The sequence below is a fragment of the Candidatus Defluviibacterium haderslevense genome, assembly GCA_016712225.1.
In the GTDB taxonomy this organism is placed as follows: Bacteria; Bacteroidota; Bacteroidia; order Chitinophagales; family Saprospiraceae; genus Vicinibacter; species Vicinibacter haderslevensis.
The window spans coordinates 1,949,323-1,966,849 of sequence record JADJRL010000003.1; the positions used below are offsets into that span (position 1 = coordinate 1,949,323).

Consider the following 17,527-nt stretch of genomic DNA (forward strand, 5'->3'; position numbering starts at 1 on the left):
ATAAAATATACTGGTTTAGAAATATTCTTTAACAATCTAAACCAGTTTAAAATGAAAAATTTGAATGAATTAAGTCAATCAAAGCGATCTTGGTTAGTAGCTGAGGTTAAAATCTCATACCATAACCAATCCAAAGCATCGGATTATCCAAAAATCAACAATTCAAAGGATGCGGAACTGATCCTTCGCAATAATTGGAGTGACGATATGGAACTACTTGAAGAATTTAATGCCCTATTCCTAAACAGAGCAAATGGTGTAAAAGGATTCTTTCACTTGTCTCGAGGTGGAGTCTCAAATACTTATGTCGATCTCAAGATTCTTTTTTCCGCTGGATTAAAAGCATTAGCATCTGGTATCATCCTAGCTCACAACCACCCATCACGAAACTTAAAACCAAGTAAAGCAGATCTTGAATTAACCAAAAAGGTACTTGAAGCAGGAAAACTGCTTGATATCCAAATCATAGACCATTTGATACTTATACCCAATTCTGGTTATTATTCCTTCGCCGATGAAGGTACCCTATAGTTCTATTACTTAACCATTTAATTTATTAAAATGAAAAAGGAACTAGAATCTACTGGTAGCTCTGCTATTTCTAAAAACTTTGACTTATATCAAGAAGTAACAAACAAAATCATTTCAATGCTTGAAAAAGGAGTAGCACCATGGCGAAGAACATGGAGTACATATGGATTAGCCAAGAACTATGCAACTGGACATGTATATACCGGAATTAACTTCATCTTGATGAACAATACGGAACATCATGTTCCATATTTCATGACATATAACCAAGTAAAGGCACTGGATGGCAAATTGAAAAAAGGAGCGAAAGCGCAAAAGGTTATTTTCTTTAATCTTATCTACAAGGATCAAAACAATAGAGTAGTAAACAAAGATGAAGCAACACACCTATATAATATAGGAGAAGAAGTTAAAGTATTGAAGTTCATTAAGTATTACAATGTCTTCAATATTTCTGATGTGGAAGGTATTGATTTTGAGATTTCTGAAATACAGCTAAAGCCAAATGAGAAAATTGGTAAATGTGAATCTATTGTAGAGCTTATGCCTAAGTGTCCTTTGATACAGCATGAGAAAAATAATAGTGCATTCTATTCACCTATTTTGGACATAGTTAATATGCCTAAAATGGAACAGTTCGAAACATCTGAAGAATATTATGCCACTCTTTTCCATGAACTAGTTCACTCTACTGGCCATGCAACAAGATTAGCTAGAGAAGAAGTTATGAATCCTCATGCTTTTGGAAGTAAGGCATATAGCAAAGAGGAGTTAGTTGCAGAAATGGGAGCTTCGTTTCTATGTTCGAGTGTGCAAATTGACTTTGATAAAATCATTGAAAACAATGTCGCTTATCTAGCTGGATGGCTTAAAGTTCTGAAGGAGGATAGTAAATTCATTTTCAAGGTAGCCTCAGAGGCTCAAAAAGGTGTTGATTTCATTTTAAATCTGTAATTTGAGGTTACTGTCCCTACTTTGCTTTTTTGGCTTTGTGGGGATTTTTTGTTTTAACTTTTTAAAATACGGGTTTGCAAACTTCAGTAGCTGTAATTTTTATTTGTTTTTCGCAATTTTCAAGATCTTTTTCAGCTAATAAAATTCCCTCTTTTATTGCTAAATGAATTTCATATTCATCTTTAAAGTACCTTAAAGATTCAAATATAAATTCTTCTTTTGAAGATATTGATGGGGCAATAACTTGATTAGTTCCTACCATAATATTAATTTTTAAAAAGTGGTAAAATAGATTCTCTTAAAATAATTTGACATTCGCTTTTATATTTAGCAACAGTTCCAAGAGTTAAGTTTAATGTTTTAGCGATTTCTGCATTATTTTTACCTTCGATGTGTAATTTAATAAAACCAGAATATTTACTAGGTAAAACTTCTATTATTTTTGGTAGAAGTGCTTCTATATCATGTTCGATTTCGCTGAATTCTAGGTAAGTATTCTCAAAATTTTCATCTCCTAAGTCAAATGACTTGAGGCGTTTTTGTTTCTTTTCTAAATTTATTGCATTCCTATCGTAAATTGTGCTTATAAAAAATTTCTCAAAAGATTCTTTGTCATATTCTTTTTTTGTGGTAAGTACTTCAATAACTGAGTCTTGGAATAAATCTTTTATATCTGCTTTCTGTAATCCCCGTTTATGAACGATAGAATACATTTTGGAATAATGATCTTCGTACAATTTTTTAAAAAAAAGTTTATCCTTTAGAAATGAATTCTTCAAACGCTGAATTATTAATTCGGTTCCAAAGATATGTAAAATATTTATAATATTATAATTTATTGTAATATTTAATACTTTAATTTTTTTATCATCGCTTTTTAAAATAATAATTTGAAAATATATTATATAATATCGTCATGCATTAATAATTCATTTTCAATTACTAATATTTAATAAAAATAAAATTATTTAAATAAAGTTATTTTCAATTCAAATAAATCAATTTGAAGGGATATAAAAAAGCTGGCCCTTGTAAGACCAGCTAAATAAGTAGATATCAGAAGATAGAATTTGAACGCTTAATTCTGATATCAATATTAATCCAAATGTACTGCGACATTTGAAGTAATTGTAGCATAATTGGATTTTTTATTCAACTACTTGTCTTTATCAAGGGCCTGCATATAACTAAAACTCAAATTATATGTCAGAACCAATTATTGATCAATTTAAAGAGTCAAATCAACTAAATTCAGAATTTAAGCTTCGTTTCAATGTTATAACTGCAAATAGGCACCTTAGACTCAATTCCCTTATTCAACAACATTTTACTGGCTCCTTAGTTGATGAACCTTCGTCAAAGCCTTCCAATGATTTCAACAATTTATTAACCTAAATAATTTAGAAATATGAAAAATGACATTTACTCTTTTCAATTTGGTCTACGAGTTGATGAACTCGAAAAATTTATTGCAGCTGAAATCCTAAGGATTAAGGCTAAAGCACATCAAGATATTGATATAACAGTATCTCAAGGTATTTTGACTATAAACTTACTGCTTCTAGAAATCACTGCTTTCTTTGAAGTATTGAAAGAACATGTAAACCAAAGGCTCAATCCTGAGATTGAAAAACTAATTGAAGAAATATCCCAATCGAATATTGAAGAGTTAAAAGAGGTTACAAAATCCAAGCAAGATGCCAATCTAAAGAAAATTGGAATACTAGAAGTTGATGTTAAACGAACTAAGCTTTCATATGATTGGAATAATTACAAATGGATCAAAATTGCAATCATATCTCTTTGCTCGATTGATGCTATGGCCAATTACTCTAGTTTGCAAGTTTTGGTCAGCAATTTATTAGTCGCTATAATTCTTGCATTAGCTGTTGCAATTGGGCTTGCCTTTGGTGCGCATATTCTGGGATCCAAAATCAGATTTGCCAAGACACTAAAAGAAAAAGCAACATGGTTTGCAGTTGGGTTTATTGGAGCAAGTGCGGTTTTCTTTTACTTAGGAATGCAAAGACAGGTATTTTCTGATGATGGCTCAACATTTTCTAATTCACCAATTCTTTGGATGTTGTTCAATGACTTCTTCTTTATTATAGCCTTACTACTCGCTTCAACAAAATTGCCCACAAGAGAACAGGTGCTTAAGTTTAATGAATTAAATGATAAAAAGAATCAAATATTACAATTTAAACACCAAAATGTAGAATTTGATAAAGCTCTTCAAGTTGAGGAAAGTAAAGTCAATGAGAATAAGCAAACACTAGAGGCATTTAAAAAATACAAGGAAGGTCTATTAATGTCCTTGGACAAAGAAAAAGAACTACAGCACGCAACGTGCTTAAAAGAGCATGAATTGAAGAATGGAAGAATATTGTTAAATAAAAATTTGAATAATGAAACAAAACTTGCATAGTGTAATATTTATAATAATCTCCTTAATTAGTCAGTCTTCTTGCAAGACTTTAACTACGGAAGCTATCATAATACTTGATTTAACTGAGGAAACATTTACTCATATTTCTATCAATGACTATAAAACCATTTCTAGTCTAAATGCAAATGTATTTAATGGTGAGCTGGTTCGTATACAGCCAATCACAGAAAATGGATTTAATATTGTGGAATGCCACAAAATTGAAAGGGTGGCTTCATCAACACTGGGAAATGAATATCAAAGACGGAGTGAATTAAAGAAGTTTTACTCTTCCATCGATTCAAGTTTACAACTTTTAAAAAAAGGTAAAGCTAGGCGAAGTGGATCTGTAATTTTTAAAATACTTAGTGAAGAATTAAATCACTTAAATAAGTCGAAAACAGATAAGAAGATACTAATTATTAATTCTGACCTCATGGAAAACTCATTTATTGATTTTACTAATTCCAGCAATATTGAACGGATTAGGAATAATCCAAATGAGATTGAAAAGCTTTTAACAGATAAGTATCCTGTTGCCGATTTAAAAGGAATATCAATATACATTTTATACAAGCCAGTTAATAAATGGGATAGCGAGAGATTTGAGATAGTATCTGATTTCTATAAAAAACTATTTGAGTCTAAAGGAGCAATTGTTAATGTAAGTGGAAATTTAAATTAAGCCAATGACAAATCCAATTGTTCAAAGAGTCCTAGAATTGTCTAAAACTTTATTTATTACTGCGTTCAAACTTGCATCATTATTATTTGCTTTTTCCTGTAAAACAGTAGGCTCGATATTAATCAAGACTGGAGAATTGGTTGATAAATTAGCAAGTCGATGATAAAGGTATTTGGATTGATATTTGACATCATTTTTGAGGTTAGTAATGAACTCATTGTTGGCATCTTTGGGTTCATTACTAGCCTTTTTGAAAATCAAAGAAAGACAGAATTCAATGCTGACTTTATTAGTGTAGATAAAGTCTTGCAAAATTCAGATACTGGATTTTGTCTTGATGGTGAAAATTGTCTTTCAATTTCTGAGAGTTTTAAAAATGCAATTATTTTAGGTGGAAGCGGTTCAGGAAAAAGCTCTACAGTGCTTATTAATAGTGCAATATTCATGGCCAAAGGAAATTCGTCTCTCATATTTAATGACCCATCACATGAAATTAGATTGCTTGTAAGTGGTGCATTACAAAGTTATGGATATACCATTAAAGTAATAGACTATAGCAATGAAGCCTCAGAATGCTTTAATCCACTTCAAAGATGTATAACAATTTCGGATATTCAAAAATTAGCATCACTGCTAGTTCGCAATGCACTGGGTGAAGCCAAAGATCCATTTTGGAACAAGTCTGCTGAGAGTCTTTTATCCCTTTTCATCCGATATTTAATATTCTATGGTGAACCAGGACATAGAAACTTATACAATGTCCTTCATCTGATAAATGTATTTGCTGGAAATCCTGAGAAAATTGACAAACTCATCGTTAAAACTAGAGATGATAAATTGTTATCCGAATACAAAGCATTTGTAGCCTATGGAGACAAGACCCTAATGTCTATTGTAGCTACTGCCAAAGCATCCCTTTCATTATTCACTGATGAAACAATAGCTAAAATCACATCCATTGATACAATTGATTTTGCAGAATTCCGCACCAAAAAGATTGCCCTTTTTATCAATAATTCAATTCCAACAATGCAATATTATAGCGGAATTTCATCTCTGTTTTTCCAGCAATTTATGAATGAAATATTAATTAGAATTCCAGAAAAGCATGAAAACAATATTTTCTTTCTTTTAGATGAAGCAGGATCAATGTTTTTGCCTTCACTTTCAACCATCATTTCTAATATCCGAAAATACAATAGTGGAATACTTTTAATATATCAGGACTACCATATTCTAGAACATATTTATGGTTCATATGAAGCAAAAAATATTTCTGCCAATTGTTATGCAAAAGTGTATTTGCCAGGTCAGCCGATTGAAACATGCAAAATGTTAGAAATGACACTAGGTAAATTTGAATATGAGGATGAAAATGAAGTTAGGCATACTCGTCAATTAATGACTTCTGATGAAATACGAATGAGTGATAAAGCTATTATACTTATTGGTAATAAACCACCAATTCATGCAAAATTGTATCCATATTACAAAAACATGAAATTGAAATTGCTAACTGAAATTCCTCCATATATTCCAGTCAATATACTTCCTTTTGATATTCCTCCTTTAATTCAATTCGAAGATGAGAAGAAAGGTTAACAAAGAGAATACTATATACTCACATTTAAAAACAAATGGAGTACTTGAAAAAGGAACGCATGAAGAAATTCAAAAGGTTCGGAGTGAATATTGGAGGGAGTATAAAAGAAAGTGGAGAGTAGCTAAAAGAAGAAAAGACAAAGAATTCGCAGTGTCATTTAATTCTGATGAATTAAAAGTTTTAACCTTTGAGTCTAAAAAGCATAAGTTAAGTAGAACTCAGTTTATCAAAGAAACAACATTCGCTTATATCAATAACTCATTTATAGTTCCAGACTTAATAGAAGTAAAAAAAATATCACAACTACTTGCGATGACATACAATTCAGTTCAAGACTTGTTTGATGCTAACAAATTAAATTTTGATTTGGGCCGAGATATAATGGAATCAATAAATAGACTGGAGCGAGAAATACTCCCATTTCTTCACCATCCTAAAACCTTGGAGGAATATATTAAATTGCATATAGCAAAAGATGGAGGAAATAAAGCTCAATTATTGGAATTCATAAACTCTTTATGATCCGTGATATTAAAAAATCTAACTCGTCGAAGTAATATTGGCCAATTAGTGAACTATATCCTTAAGCCTGAAAAGGATGAAAAATCAGAACCAATATTAAAGCATAATCTTCGATCTCGTTCAGCCACTGGTTGGACTAAAGAATTTGAATCTAATGATTCTTTAAGGTTATACAAAAGAAGTGATAATATTAAGCTCAATCATACGATTTTGTCTTTCTCAAACAAAGACATAGAACATATCAGTAAAGACCTGCTTAAAGACATTTCGAAAAAATTCATTGAATTAAGAGGCAACGACAATTTATATCTAGCTTCGTCTCATCATGACAAGGATCATATTCATTTACATATTTTAATGTCTTCAACAAAATATATGACCGGAGAATCAAATAGAATTTCCAAAAAGGAATTCCATGAACTTAAGATGGCTCTAGATGATTATCAAAAAGAAAAATATCCAGAGCTAATACATAGCTTGCCTAACCATGGAAAATTGACCAAAGTCCAATCCCAAGATATTTCTTATCCATTTAAAGATTCAATTAGGACATTGTCTCAAAAACAGCAAATTTCTGAGACAATTACAGAAGTCTATGGTAAGACCAATTCAGGTCAAGAATTCCTTTCTCAGCTCAAATTTGAGGGTTTAGAGCCATATTATAGAGGTGGGTCAGTGTACGGAATCGAGGATGAAGGAAGGCATTTTAGGTTTAAGACTATAGGATTTGATGTTAACAAACTTGATGAATTGGATAAGAAACCAAGTAAGCAGGAAACTGAATTACAGGAATTAAGTGATCTTCGAGAATCCAAAAATTTGGAAAAAGAAGTTGAAGATGAACGAAGTATTGATATTGGGACTTATGAAGAGACAGAGAATAATTCTGAAGATGATGAATATGATGGATTGGGTCTTTGAGTTTTAAATAGTATGAATTAAGAAATTTTAATCCGGTCATTAAACAATTTCTAGGATGCTAATTTTCGTAAGTTGCAAGATTGCCTCTCGCCATGGCGATTAATGATCTGCCTATGTCTAGAGGCTATCTTGTCGGGAGACCCGAACCCCTAAAATAATGAATGTTGGAATTTTTTTGTATATTTGTATATTTGCAGACCTAAAACCTGAAACCTGAAAACCATTAAACTTATAACCTTATTAAGCTTCGTATTCAAATTGCTATGCTTGTATATAATCAATGCTCCTAATAACATTCAAAATTAAATTTGATGCCATACATAATAATATTTTTAATTCCATTCTAATAAGTCAATAAAATATTTTTTAAGTTCATCTTTTAGTAAATAAATATAAAAAGTAAATAAAATGAAGAAACCAGAAAATTATCCATATTACACTATTTGGAGCGGGTCATTGAATTTAGGAGATACTCCTGGAGTTTTTTATAATAGTACATTTGTAGGGTTAATTCTTCAGATTCCAATTCTTATAAAAAACATTCCAAAGGGAAATGAATTAATTCATTTGATTTTAATTACAAGCGAAATCGAAACAATTGGTAAACGACCTCATCTTGTTTATTTTGATTGGGTTGCCGGCAATCCTTTGTCTAATCCAATTGGACAAATTGATGATACTGATTTTATTCCTGGCAGACCAGAGTATCATTGTCTGAAAGTCAGAACAAAAGATCTTCAGGAAGGAAGTCATACAATTACAATTATTGTAAATACTGAAGTGCCCCTTGGTTTAAAAGATGACTTTGTATTAAATCGAATTGATGCGGATGAAAATGCCCTTATTAGAATTGGGTATATAATTCCGTAAAATTTTAATATCCGACGTACCATTTTATCGATAAATCATTTAAATGAAAATTATAACATTAGCCTTCTTTATGCCGCTCATTGGGATTTCTCAAAACATTAACAGCGACTTTGCAATAAAGAATACTAGAACTCAATTGGATAGCTTTTTTATTGAAAATAAGAATTCTTCGATAGAAGAAATTTCATATTTTTTACAAAGTGAAAGATATGATTTTCTGTGGCCAGAAATCCCTCCTGAATTAGTAGCCGGGGCAACGGTGGCTTCGGCTATATTTGGTGGTATAAGTGCTATAAATAGTTTTCGTCAAGTTAGTGAACTAAAGGAAATCAATCAAAAATTGGATAAAATTATTGCCCTTCAATATGAAATTCTTAAAGCAATAAAAGACCTTAGCATTCAATTTCGAATTGATTTAGAAAAAGCATTTATAAAAGACATAGAACTAGAACTGAAAGCATACCAGCAGTCATTTGTAACTTTAACGGACGTAATGATTCAAAGGGGTAACAGAATAATATTTCCAAGGAACGGCCCAGATTACCAAGCAAGATTAGAAGACCTTATGTGGAAAGTTCAAGATTTATCAAACAAACTTAAAGGCTATGGACCTGTGACACATTATGCATTGTTTACAAGTATCGGACTACTTGAAACAATGTTTAAAGTAGCGAACGTTGATTTCAAATATAGACAGTCATTCTTAAAACAGAATCTGATAACGGTTTTAGAATTCGAAACATATTTTAAAAATAAATCGGATGAATTATTAAACCAAAGTACTGAATTTTATAATAAGAATAAAATTGATGGAATAAAATCAATAGTTGGCGGGCAATTTGGATTAGATTATCCATTTACTGAAATAAAAGGTAACCCTAAAGATGGATTCCATAGTAGGACATGGGTTCGAGAAAAGCAAGAAAAGCCTGAGTTTAGACCTGTAATAAAAGGCCCATATTATGATATTCAAGTGCAGTATAATGAAATGGTTTCACGGCATATAAAATTTAAAGACGGAGTGATACCCATTTTTGATATTATATCAAAGGAATTGAACAAATTAATTTTGCTATATAATGAATAATTGACCATTACTATTTTGTAGTTAAAATTTTAAAAACGACTATGCGATTGAAAGGATTTGAAACACTTTGGCTTATTCGATAAAACTGATTCTAATTGATTACTTCACTAGAAAAGCAACATTGCAATTAACATTTGGTACATAGTAAACTTATAATTAATAACATCAATAAATTACCACTTAAAATTAATCCCTAAATCCACAACTTCATCCTCATGAATGAAATTTGATTGATATCCAATTGTAGTTTTTATGGAAGTATGACGATTAAGTTAATGTAGTATTTGGATTGGTATCTTATCCTCCGATATATTACCGAAAGCATGTCGAGCAATTTGGACAAATTATTGTTGTGTTAAATTAAGATGTTAAGTCAAAATTATGAAATCTATGCATAATCCGGAGCATATTGACCCACCAAATCCGGAGTAAAGTGACCCACCAAATCCGGAGCATGTTGACCCACTAAATCCGGAGCATATTGACCCACCCTAATTTTGGAAAAGAAGGGATTTAAAGTGGTTAATGATTCTAAAATCCGGAGCAAAGTGACCCACCCCCTAGAGCGAGCAAAAAATTGATGCTAAAGTATTTGTATTTGGAGAACTAAATCCAAATACTCATGTCAGCTAAACGAAAGCAAATGCATCAAATTAAGATTATTTTTCAAATGAAAAAAGCGGATCATAGTATTCGCAATATTGTCAAACAGACTGGAATGTCACGTAATACCGTACGAGACTATCTACGTCGGTTACAAGATTGTGGTTTAGAATATGAAGCTGCTATAGCTCTGCCTGATGAAGAATTATCAAATCTATTGAGTAATTCAAACGAATCGCAAATCAAGTTAGCCAATACGAGTTGTGATGAAGCGGCTATGAGGAAGAATTTTATTAAAGAACGATTAGATTACTATCGAAAAGAATTACAAAAGCCAGGTGTTACAAAAACGCTACTATGGTATGAATACAGAAAAGAAAATCCACAAGGATTTGGCCAGTGTCAGTTTTGTTGGTATTTACTTCAACAAGAAAAATCAAATGAAGCTGTATTCAAATTTCACCACAAACCTGGAGAACAAGTTATGGTAGATTTTGCAGGAAACAAGTTGAGCTATATTGATAAAGTAAGTGGAGAAATTATAGAATGTGAAGTGCTGGTGTGTGTTATGCCATTTAGCGGTCTAACCTATGTTGAAGTATTAATATCTCAACAGCAACAATTATTTATAAAAGGATTATGCAATGCACTTCAATATTTTGGAGGAGTGCCACATAGTATCAAATGTGATAACTTAAAATCTGCAGTAGTCAAGGCGAATCGTTACGAACCAAATTTTACTGAAGCCATAGAAATGATGAGTGCCCATTATGGAACTTATATGACAGCTTCACGAGTCCGAAAACCCAGAGACAAGGCTACGGTCGAAAATGCAGTACGTTTGGCTTATCAGCGCATTTATGCTCCGCTGAGAGATCAACAATTCTTTAGTCTTGAAGAATTACAACACAGAGTTATGGAGCAGTTGGAATGGCATAATACTCAACACTTCCAAGCTAAGACATATTCCAGAAAAGAACTTTTTGAAACTCAAGAAAAAAAATATTTGCATTCACTACCAGATCAAGCATATGTTTATCAACAAGTAACTTACGGTAAAGTCCAACGAAATTATCATGTGATCTTAGGTCAGGATTATCATCAATACAGCGTTCCATATGGCTTAATTGGAAAGCGTTTAAAAATCATTTACACAGTTGATATTGTTGAAATTTATGATGATTTAAAGCGAATTGCAATACACAAGCGCAATTATAAGCGGCACGCATATACCACATTGGAAAATCATATGCCACTAAATCATCAATTTATGCATCAATACAAAGGATGGGACGGTGAATACTTTATAAATCAATCTAAGTTAATTGGACCTGCGACAGCTCTTGTAGTAGATCACATACTTAAAAGTAGAACTTTTGTAGAACAAAGCTACAACAGTTGTCTTGGAGTGCTCAGGTTAGCCAAAATGTATACACCTCAACGATTAGAGAAAGCTTGTTCATTAGTCCAAAGTGCCGCTAAAATTAATTATGGATTATTAGAACGGATATTGAAAAATAATATGGATAAACAAGAAATATTAATATCCACACCACCAACTTTATTTGATCATGAAAATCTAAGAGGACCCGATTCTTATTGTTAATCATTAAATAAAATATATGAATACTGAACAAACTTTACAACAACTCAAAACTTTGAAACTGCATGGCATGGCTACCACCTACAAAGCTATTGCAGACCTCCCGACTCATCAACAACCTGAGGCTCATTTATTGGTTGCTCAAATTACAGAATCAGAAATGCAACATCGTCAAGATGTGAAGATGAAATTTTTAATACGAATTAGCAAGCTGCGTTATGATGCTACTTTAGAACAAATCATTTGCTCTGAAAAAAGAAACTTAACTAAAGAACAAATATCTCGCTTCGCGGACTGTTCATTTATTAGAAAAGCTGAAAACATTCTTATTACAGGTGCCACAGGAGCTGGAAAAAGCTACTTGGCTTGTGCATTAGGACATCAGGCTTGTTGTATGGGTTACAAAGTTGCTTATCTCAACATGAATCGGTTTACTGAACGTATTCAGTTAAGTAAGTTGGATGGAACTTTTACTAAACTGTTGAATTATTTACAAAAAACAGAACTTGTTATACTTGATGATTTTGGATTGATACCATTCGATCAAAATCTAAGACTAGCTTTATTACAAATCTTGGAAGATCGATACAATAAAAACGCAATTATTATAGCATCTCAACTTCCTATTAAAAATTGGTATGATTATCTAAATGACCCTACAATAGCAGATGCTATTTTAGATCGATTAATGGCAAAAAACCATCGAATTGAACTCAAAGGAGATTCATTACTTAAGAAATCTACCAATTAATTATTGTTACCTTTATGACTTCAATTTATTGCACCTAAAGGGGTGGGTCAACATGCACCGGAAAGGGTGGGTCAACATGAACTGGAAAGGTGGGTCAGTTTGTCCGGATTTTGCAATCTATAAAAATTAAAAGTTTATGTGAATTTGTAGAGTATCTAATGAAACCAGAATTTGCATGTGGTCATTTCGTTTATAGAGGTGTTTCAGATTCCATTAAGCATAAGCTCATACCTAGCATTGGAAGAATTAGTTCCTCTATATCAAAAGAGGCTGATTATGAAAAAGAAACATTATCTAGATTTAAATTGCGGTCACCATCAGAATTGAAAATACAGCCAACAAATGATTGGGATTGGTTGGCGTTAGCTCAACATCATGGATTGCCAACTCGCTTATTGGACTGGACTTCAAGCCCTTTGATCGCATTGTATTTTGCCACAAAAACGCCAATACGCGCTAACGGTACATTATTTCCATGTTCTAGTAATGGCACAAGTGTATATGCTTGGCATACTAATAATTATATTAATATCGAAATGCATTCAGATCCTTTTAAATATAATTGTTGTGGTTTATTTTACCCAAGACACACAACAAATAGGATTACAGGTCAATTTGGATTATTTTCAATTCAACCAACTCCTAAAATGAATTTTGAAAGCTTAATAAAATCTAATGATTTTCCAAATAATCTGATTACTAAATTTAATTTTACAAAAGAGGTGTCAGAAAAAATTAGAAGAACTTTGTATTTAATTGGAATAAGACATGAAAGTGTATTTCCAGATCTTGATGGTTTTAGCCATGACTTAAAGATAAAATTCAATCATTCCACCTGCCATGTAAAAGGTTGATTTCTTTTTTACTATTAATTAGTTCATTATGATATTTATCAAAATCATAAATTTCAAACGACCATAACTATATTCAATCTAAATTATATGAATAGAGAAGATTTTTTAAAATATGTTTTTGAAAAAAATCAAAATACATCTTTTTTTTCACTGCTTTATGTCCCTAATATTAAAAACAATAAAGTTGATCTAGATTTGATAGATATTCTTCAATTGAATAAAGATTTGATAAATGAAAATGGAAAACATATTATTGATACTTTAGAAAACGACTCAGAATTTCCATTATATGAAGATTATCAAAAATTGAAAATTAAATTATTTGCATTCTTATGTATTCAAGACATTTTTCCTGAGACTGGATATATTGACTATGCAAATAAAGATTCCTCGGCATTGCACTACTTCTATTATGAATCATTACATATATTGCGCGAATTTTTTTATCTAGGATTTAATAATTTTTATATTTCTAGTCAGCATTTGATGCGTACATTTATTGAATTCAATATTAGGCAATGTTATATATCTAAAAAATGCCAAAGAGAAAATTCATATAAACCGTTAAATGATTATTTAAAGAGCGGAATTTGGCCATCCAATCAAAAAATGTTTAATTATTTTCTACCTAAAGATAATTTTGTAAATCCTCTTAAAAGAGCCTTACAAACAATACTTGAAAATGTTTCAAACACATCTCATGCCTATCCTCCAGAATTATCTGCTAGGAAAAGAGGAAATTTAAATTTTGAATATCAACAAGAGACATTTTTCTTTTGGTATCCATTAGCATCATATTTTAATTCAGTTCTTTGGATTTATTATGTGATGTTTCCAATGCTATTAAAACCAAAAGACATTATTAGAAAATTTGGTTTTAATTTTCCTATTGGGTTATTTATTTCGGAATATCAATTTAAATTTTTCGAACTGACACTTAATGGTGATTTAAATGAATTTATTAAATATTGTAATACTGTAGATGAGGTTAAAGATATTGAGGCATTCTATGAATCAAAAAGTGATTTAAGTAATAATGAAATAAAAGAATCTTGGACGGAAGAAGAAGAATTAAGAAGTAATTTTGGAGGATATATTTCAATTTTGGTTAAATTAAGAAAAGTACATGAAATAATTGCTAATAAATGCACAATGATTAACCGAGAAAAGCTTTCTGATATAAGCAATATTAGCATTAATGAGATGAACAGTTTTGCCTTTTGGCAAAAAGGGATCAAAATACAATAATGGGACTATCAATAAAATTAATATTTTAAAAGAAGGAGAACCAGAAAAGGTTGTGTTAGTTGATGAAAGAAAAAATATTGTTGGTAAGTAAATTATTAATGTATATACCTTGATTCACTTTGGTGAATATAGTAAAATCGAAGACTATGAAAATGGCTTTACATATATTAAATTATATGACTTATACCAAAACCCAGATACAATTGAAGATTTTCTAAAGGCAGTTGAATGGGCAGGAGGAACTTTTGTAAGAGGTTTATTTATCAAAAAATTAACAAAAGAAAGTTTAAACTAATTACAATATATAAAGAAATATTCCTCCTTTAAGAGAACGATTTGTAATAAATATACAAATATACTTAGGGAGTCGTTCTAAACTACCAATAGCTGATTTTAGACAGAGTATTATTAATAAACTCTCTTTTAGTTTTTTTTAAAAGTTACTTTTTATCATGTAGCAGATCATTTAATGAATTAACTTTCTTTTGCTCTATTAAAGTTTTGAGATGCATATCACTTCTCACATTAAAATCAACTCCATACTGTTTTTCAATAGTTCCAACGAATGTATCGCTTCTTTTTTGACGAAGCTCGCCGTTATCGTTTCTACTTCTTATGCCTTTCATTCCTGGTGCATCTTTTGCCATAACTTTAGATTTTGATTAGTAAAACGTAAAGATAGAGTAAATAATAGAATAATTATATAAAACTCTATTATTATTAAATTTATTATATCTTTACAAGGTGAAAAAACTTCATCCGCGACAATCAATTTTACTTAAACTCTTAAAAGATAACATTGATAATCCATTGACAATGTTAGACTTAAGTAAAGAATCAGAAATAAATTCCCCAGGAGTTCTTTACTTTCATTTAAAGCAATTGGAAAAAAAGGGTTATTTAAAAAGAAATCCTGAAAATCCAAAAGATTACAATGTTATGGATTTACCAGAAAAAAAAGTAGTTTACATAAATAAATATGGCTTAGCACAATGTGGTCCAAACGGAACTGTTCTTAGTGGAAAGATTGAAGAGAGAATTCCCATCGCTTCTAGTTTATTAAAGTTTCCTGTAGAACTAGCTTTTATTGTTGAAGCGAAAGGTGATTCTATGGAGCCTAAAATAAAAAATGGAGACATTATTATAGCAAAAAAACAAAATTATGCTGAGTCTGGAGATATAGTAGTTTGTGTCTTCAATGAGGTAGCAATTATTAAACAATATTTAGTAATTGAACGAAGGATCATACTGAACTCATTCAATAAAGATGAAAGATTATTAGAAGTTTTCGGTGAAAGTGAAATTAAAATCGAAGGAATAGTCAAGAATATAATACAATATAATTAATCATGTTTTTGTCATTTTAAATTAATTTGAAATATTAAAATAGGAAATTTCAGCAATATGAAACCATATTTAAAAGAATTAAAAGAATTTTTTGAGTCAACTTTTGCCCATGTAAAGACTTATATATTGATAGAAGTGATTTTTATCATAGTATTTGGTGTAGCCTCAAGTCAAGTTAAAGAATTATTATCAGCTTGGACATTACTGATTGTAGTTAGTGGAATCGTTTTTTTTATTACCTATCTGGAAAGATATAAGTTTTTAAAGAAATTTCCTATATCACTTATAGAATCTGTTGAACAAAGCTTAGAATTAAAAGATATTGAAATTGAAAGAAGAAAATCAGAAATTGAGAATATTAAAATAAATAAAAGCAAAGAAAGAAGTTCGCTTATTAATGATTCAATATCGGATACAATAGTTGGCTTAAATGATCAAACTTGTACATTAAGCTCAAAAGAAGATACAATCGATGAAATTGCAAATAAACTATGTGATAAGGATGTTGAAGACGGTTTGATTCAAATTTTATCTCCATTTATTTCAGAAGTTTATACGATCATTCAAGGAGAAAATTCTCAAATTACAGTTGGTGTGTATTTTCAAAAAATTGCTCAAGATGATTGGATAGAAAAATCATTACCTCCTGAAAATCCCATGCTAATAGTTATCAAAGATGATAACGAAATAAAGGATTACATTCCAATTGATTTAGTTGAAAATCCTACTATGATTGGAGATAAACAAATTTTGCAACAACATGTTGAAACTTGCTTACGAAACAATAGATATGTTTCATCTCAAATTGATTTTTGTGGATCTAATTTCAACCTAGTAGTAAGTCCAATTCCATATGCATGTGACGAAAACAGGCCAAGTGGTGCAATGATAATATTATTAAAGAATAATGAGTTTCCAAAGGATTTTGAAAAAATTGTTAAAATATTTAATCGTTTACTTACTAATTGGATGTATAAATATAATAGTTGTGTTTTTAATCGGAATTCAGAAGTTTACTTAGAATTTGATCTTTCTAAAGAAGGAGACGTTAATAATAAAATTATTTTGTATAATAATGGTAGATATAAAATTACAAACCCAACTCATTTAGTTCAAGAAGTAAATAATTAATTAGAATAAATTTAATAACATCCTATAGTTCTAAGAAACGCTTGTAATTGTAATTCTATAATTGGAATTGATAATTGCCCTATTTGTAGAACATACATAAATTTTCCTCTCCAAATTGAAGGAAATACATATTATATTACGGCAACTACTTGCAATAATTGCGATTGTGATTCATTTTCATATTCTGCAGACAAATCAAATATCAGGTCATTACATTCAGAGGAGCAAATAAGAAATCAAGCAATTTTATTAATACATCAAAATTCTGAATTAGCAAGAGAGCATTGTAAATGTTCTAATTGTTAACAATCTAAATCTAGATTTGGAACAGATCTTTAATAAATGAAAATTACCAATTAAATTTTTTTAATTCCATACTTTTAAAAATA

The 17,527-nt window shown here is 30.5% G+C and carries 21 protein-coding genes; 18 read left to right on the forward strand and 3 right to left on the reverse strand.

The genetic code is table 11. The features are described from left to right. The first annotated feature begins 51 nt into the window (after window positions 1-51). Window positions 52-531, forward strand: a complete 480-nt coding sequence (locus IPK88_07830) for a JAB domain-containing protein (GenBank protein ID MBK8243318.1) — start codon at window positions 52-54, stop codon at window positions 529-531. Between the two features lie 30 nt (window positions 532-561). Then, window positions 562-1,485: a DUF1738 domain-containing protein gene (locus tag IPK88_07835; protein ID MBK8243319.1), complete on the forward strand. Its 924-nt coding sequence runs from the start codon at window positions 562-564 to the stop codon at window positions 1,483-1,485. A gap of 61 nt (window positions 1,486-1,546) precedes the next feature. Here the strand turns inward: IPK88_07835 and IPK88_07840 are convergent, their stop codons facing one another. Both IPK88_07840 and IPK88_07845 read right to left on the reverse strand, forming a co-directional pair. After that, window positions 1,547-1,747 (reverse strand): hypothetical protein, encoded by a 201-nt coding sequence (locus IPK88_07840; GenBank protein MBK8243320.1) that lies wholly within the window; start codon window positions 1,745-1,747, stop codon window positions 1,547-1,549. A gap of 4 nt (window positions 1,748-1,751) precedes the next feature. Continuing rightward, complete coding sequence (locus IPK88_07845) at window positions 1,752-2,198, reverse strand: sigma-70 family RNA polymerase sigma factor (GenBank protein ID MBK8243321.1); 447 nt, start codon at window positions 2,196-2,198, stop codon at window positions 1,752-1,754. A gap of 490 nt (window positions 2,199-2,688) precedes the next feature. Between IPK88_07845 and IPK88_07850 the strand changes: the two genes are divergently transcribed. From IPK88_07850 to IPK88_07915, 14 genes are all read left to right on the forward strand, one after another. Next, window positions 2,689-2,880, forward strand: coding sequence for a hypothetical protein (locus IPK88_07850; GenBank protein MBK8243322.1), 192 nt, complete (start codon window positions 2,689-2,691; stop codon window positions 2,878-2,880). A 13-nt stretch (window positions 2,881-2,893) separates the two neighbouring features. Beyond that, the gene (locus IPK88_07855; GenBank protein ID MBK8243323.1) at window positions 2,894-3,913 is read left to right on the forward strand and encodes a hypothetical protein; all 1,020 of its coding nucleotides are present in this window, start codon (window positions 2,894-2,896) and stop codon (window positions 3,911-3,913) included. Beyond that, complete coding sequence (locus tag IPK88_07860) at window positions 3,894-4,598, forward strand: hypothetical protein (protein ID MBK8243324.1); 705 nt, start codon at window positions 3,894-3,896, stop codon at window positions 4,596-4,598. The genes IPK88_07855 and IPK88_07860 overlap by 20 nt, the downstream gene beginning before the upstream one ends. A 4-nt stretch (window positions 4,599-4,602) precedes the next feature. Continuing rightward, window positions 4,603-4,761, forward strand: coding sequence for a hypothetical protein (locus IPK88_07865; GenBank protein MBK8243325.1), 159 nt, complete (start codon window positions 4,603-4,605; stop codon window positions 4,759-4,761). Further along, window positions 4,758-6,200: a type IV secretory system conjugative DNA transfer family protein gene (locus tag IPK88_07870; protein ID MBK8243326.1), complete on the forward strand. Its 1,443-nt coding sequence runs from the start codon at window positions 4,758-4,760 to the stop codon at window positions 6,198-6,200. The genes IPK88_07865 and IPK88_07870 overlap by 4 nt, the downstream gene beginning before the upstream one ends. Further along, window positions 6,184-6,723 (forward strand): hypothetical protein, encoded by a 540-nt coding sequence (locus IPK88_07875; GenBank protein ID MBK8243327.1) that lies wholly within the window; start codon window positions 6,184-6,186, stop codon window positions 6,721-6,723. Before IPK88_07870 ends, IPK88_07875 begins: the two co-directional genes overlap by 17 nt. 48 nt (window positions 6,724-6,771) lie before the next feature. Next, complete coding sequence (locus IPK88_07880) at window positions 6,772-7,644, forward strand: relaxase/mobilization nuclease domain-containing protein (protein ID MBK8243328.1); 873 nt, start codon at window positions 6,772-6,774, stop codon at window positions 7,642-7,644. A gap of 408 nt (window positions 7,645-8,052) precedes the next feature. Next, on the forward strand, window positions 8,053-8,514 hold the full coding sequence (locus IPK88_07885) for a hypothetical protein (GenBank protein MBK8243329.1): 462 nt from the start codon (window positions 8,053-8,055) through the stop codon (window positions 8,512-8,514). Window positions 8,515-8,557: 43 nt separating this feature from the next. Beyond that, the gene (locus IPK88_07890) at window positions 8,558-9,601 is read left to right on the forward strand and encodes a hypothetical protein (GenBank protein ID MBK8243330.1); all 1,044 of its coding nucleotides are present in this window, start codon (window positions 8,558-8,560) and stop codon (window positions 9,599-9,601) included. A 622-nt stretch (window positions 9,602-10,223) separates the two neighbouring features. After that, entirely contained in the window at window positions 10,224-11,810 is a 1,587-nt protein-coding gene (locus IPK88_07895; protein MBK8243331.1) for an IS21 family transposase, read from the forward strand. Between the two features lie 16 nt (window positions 11,811-11,826). After that, window positions 11,827-12,558, forward strand: coding sequence for an ATP-binding protein (locus tag IPK88_07900; protein MBK8243332.1), 732 nt, complete (start codon window positions 11,827-11,829; stop codon window positions 12,556-12,558). 158 nt (window positions 12,559-12,716) lie between these two features. Beyond that, the gene (locus IPK88_07905) at window positions 12,717-13,412 is read left to right on the forward strand and encodes an FRG domain-containing protein (GenBank protein MBK8243333.1); all 696 of its coding nucleotides are present in this window, start codon (window positions 12,717-12,719) and stop codon (window positions 13,410-13,412) included. A gap of 87 nt (window positions 13,413-13,499) precedes the next feature. Continuing rightward, window positions 13,500-14,660 (forward strand): hypothetical protein, encoded by a 1,161-nt coding sequence (locus IPK88_07910; GenBank protein MBK8243334.1) that lies wholly within the window; start codon window positions 13,500-13,502, stop codon window positions 14,658-14,660. A gap of 109 nt (window positions 14,661-14,769) precedes the next feature. After that, window positions 14,770-14,955 (forward strand): hypothetical protein, encoded by a 186-nt coding sequence (locus IPK88_07915; protein ID MBK8243335.1) that lies wholly within the window; start codon window positions 14,770-14,772, stop codon window positions 14,953-14,955. A gap of 145 nt (window positions 14,956-15,100) precedes the next feature. On the opposite strand, the gene IPK88_07920 is transcribed toward IPK88_07915, so the two are convergent. Next, the gene (locus tag IPK88_07920) at window positions 15,101-15,307 is read right to left on the reverse strand and encodes a hypothetical protein (GenBank protein ID MBK8243336.1); all 207 of its coding nucleotides are present in this window, start codon (window positions 15,305-15,307) and stop codon (window positions 15,101-15,103) included. 97 nt (window positions 15,308-15,404) lie between these two features. Here IPK88_07920 and IPK88_07925 point away from each other — a divergent pair, with 97 nt between their 5' ends. After that, window positions 15,405-16,007: a peptidase S24 gene (locus IPK88_07925; GenBank protein MBK8243337.1), complete on the forward strand. Its 603-nt coding sequence runs from the start codon at window positions 15,405-15,407 to the stop codon at window positions 16,005-16,007. A gap of 57 nt (window positions 16,008-16,064) precedes the next feature. Continuing rightward, complete coding sequence (locus tag IPK88_07930) at window positions 16,065-17,138, forward strand: hypothetical protein (protein MBK8243338.1); 1,074 nt, start codon at window positions 16,065-16,067, stop codon at window positions 17,136-17,138. Window positions 17,139-17,527: the final 389 nt, after the last annotated feature.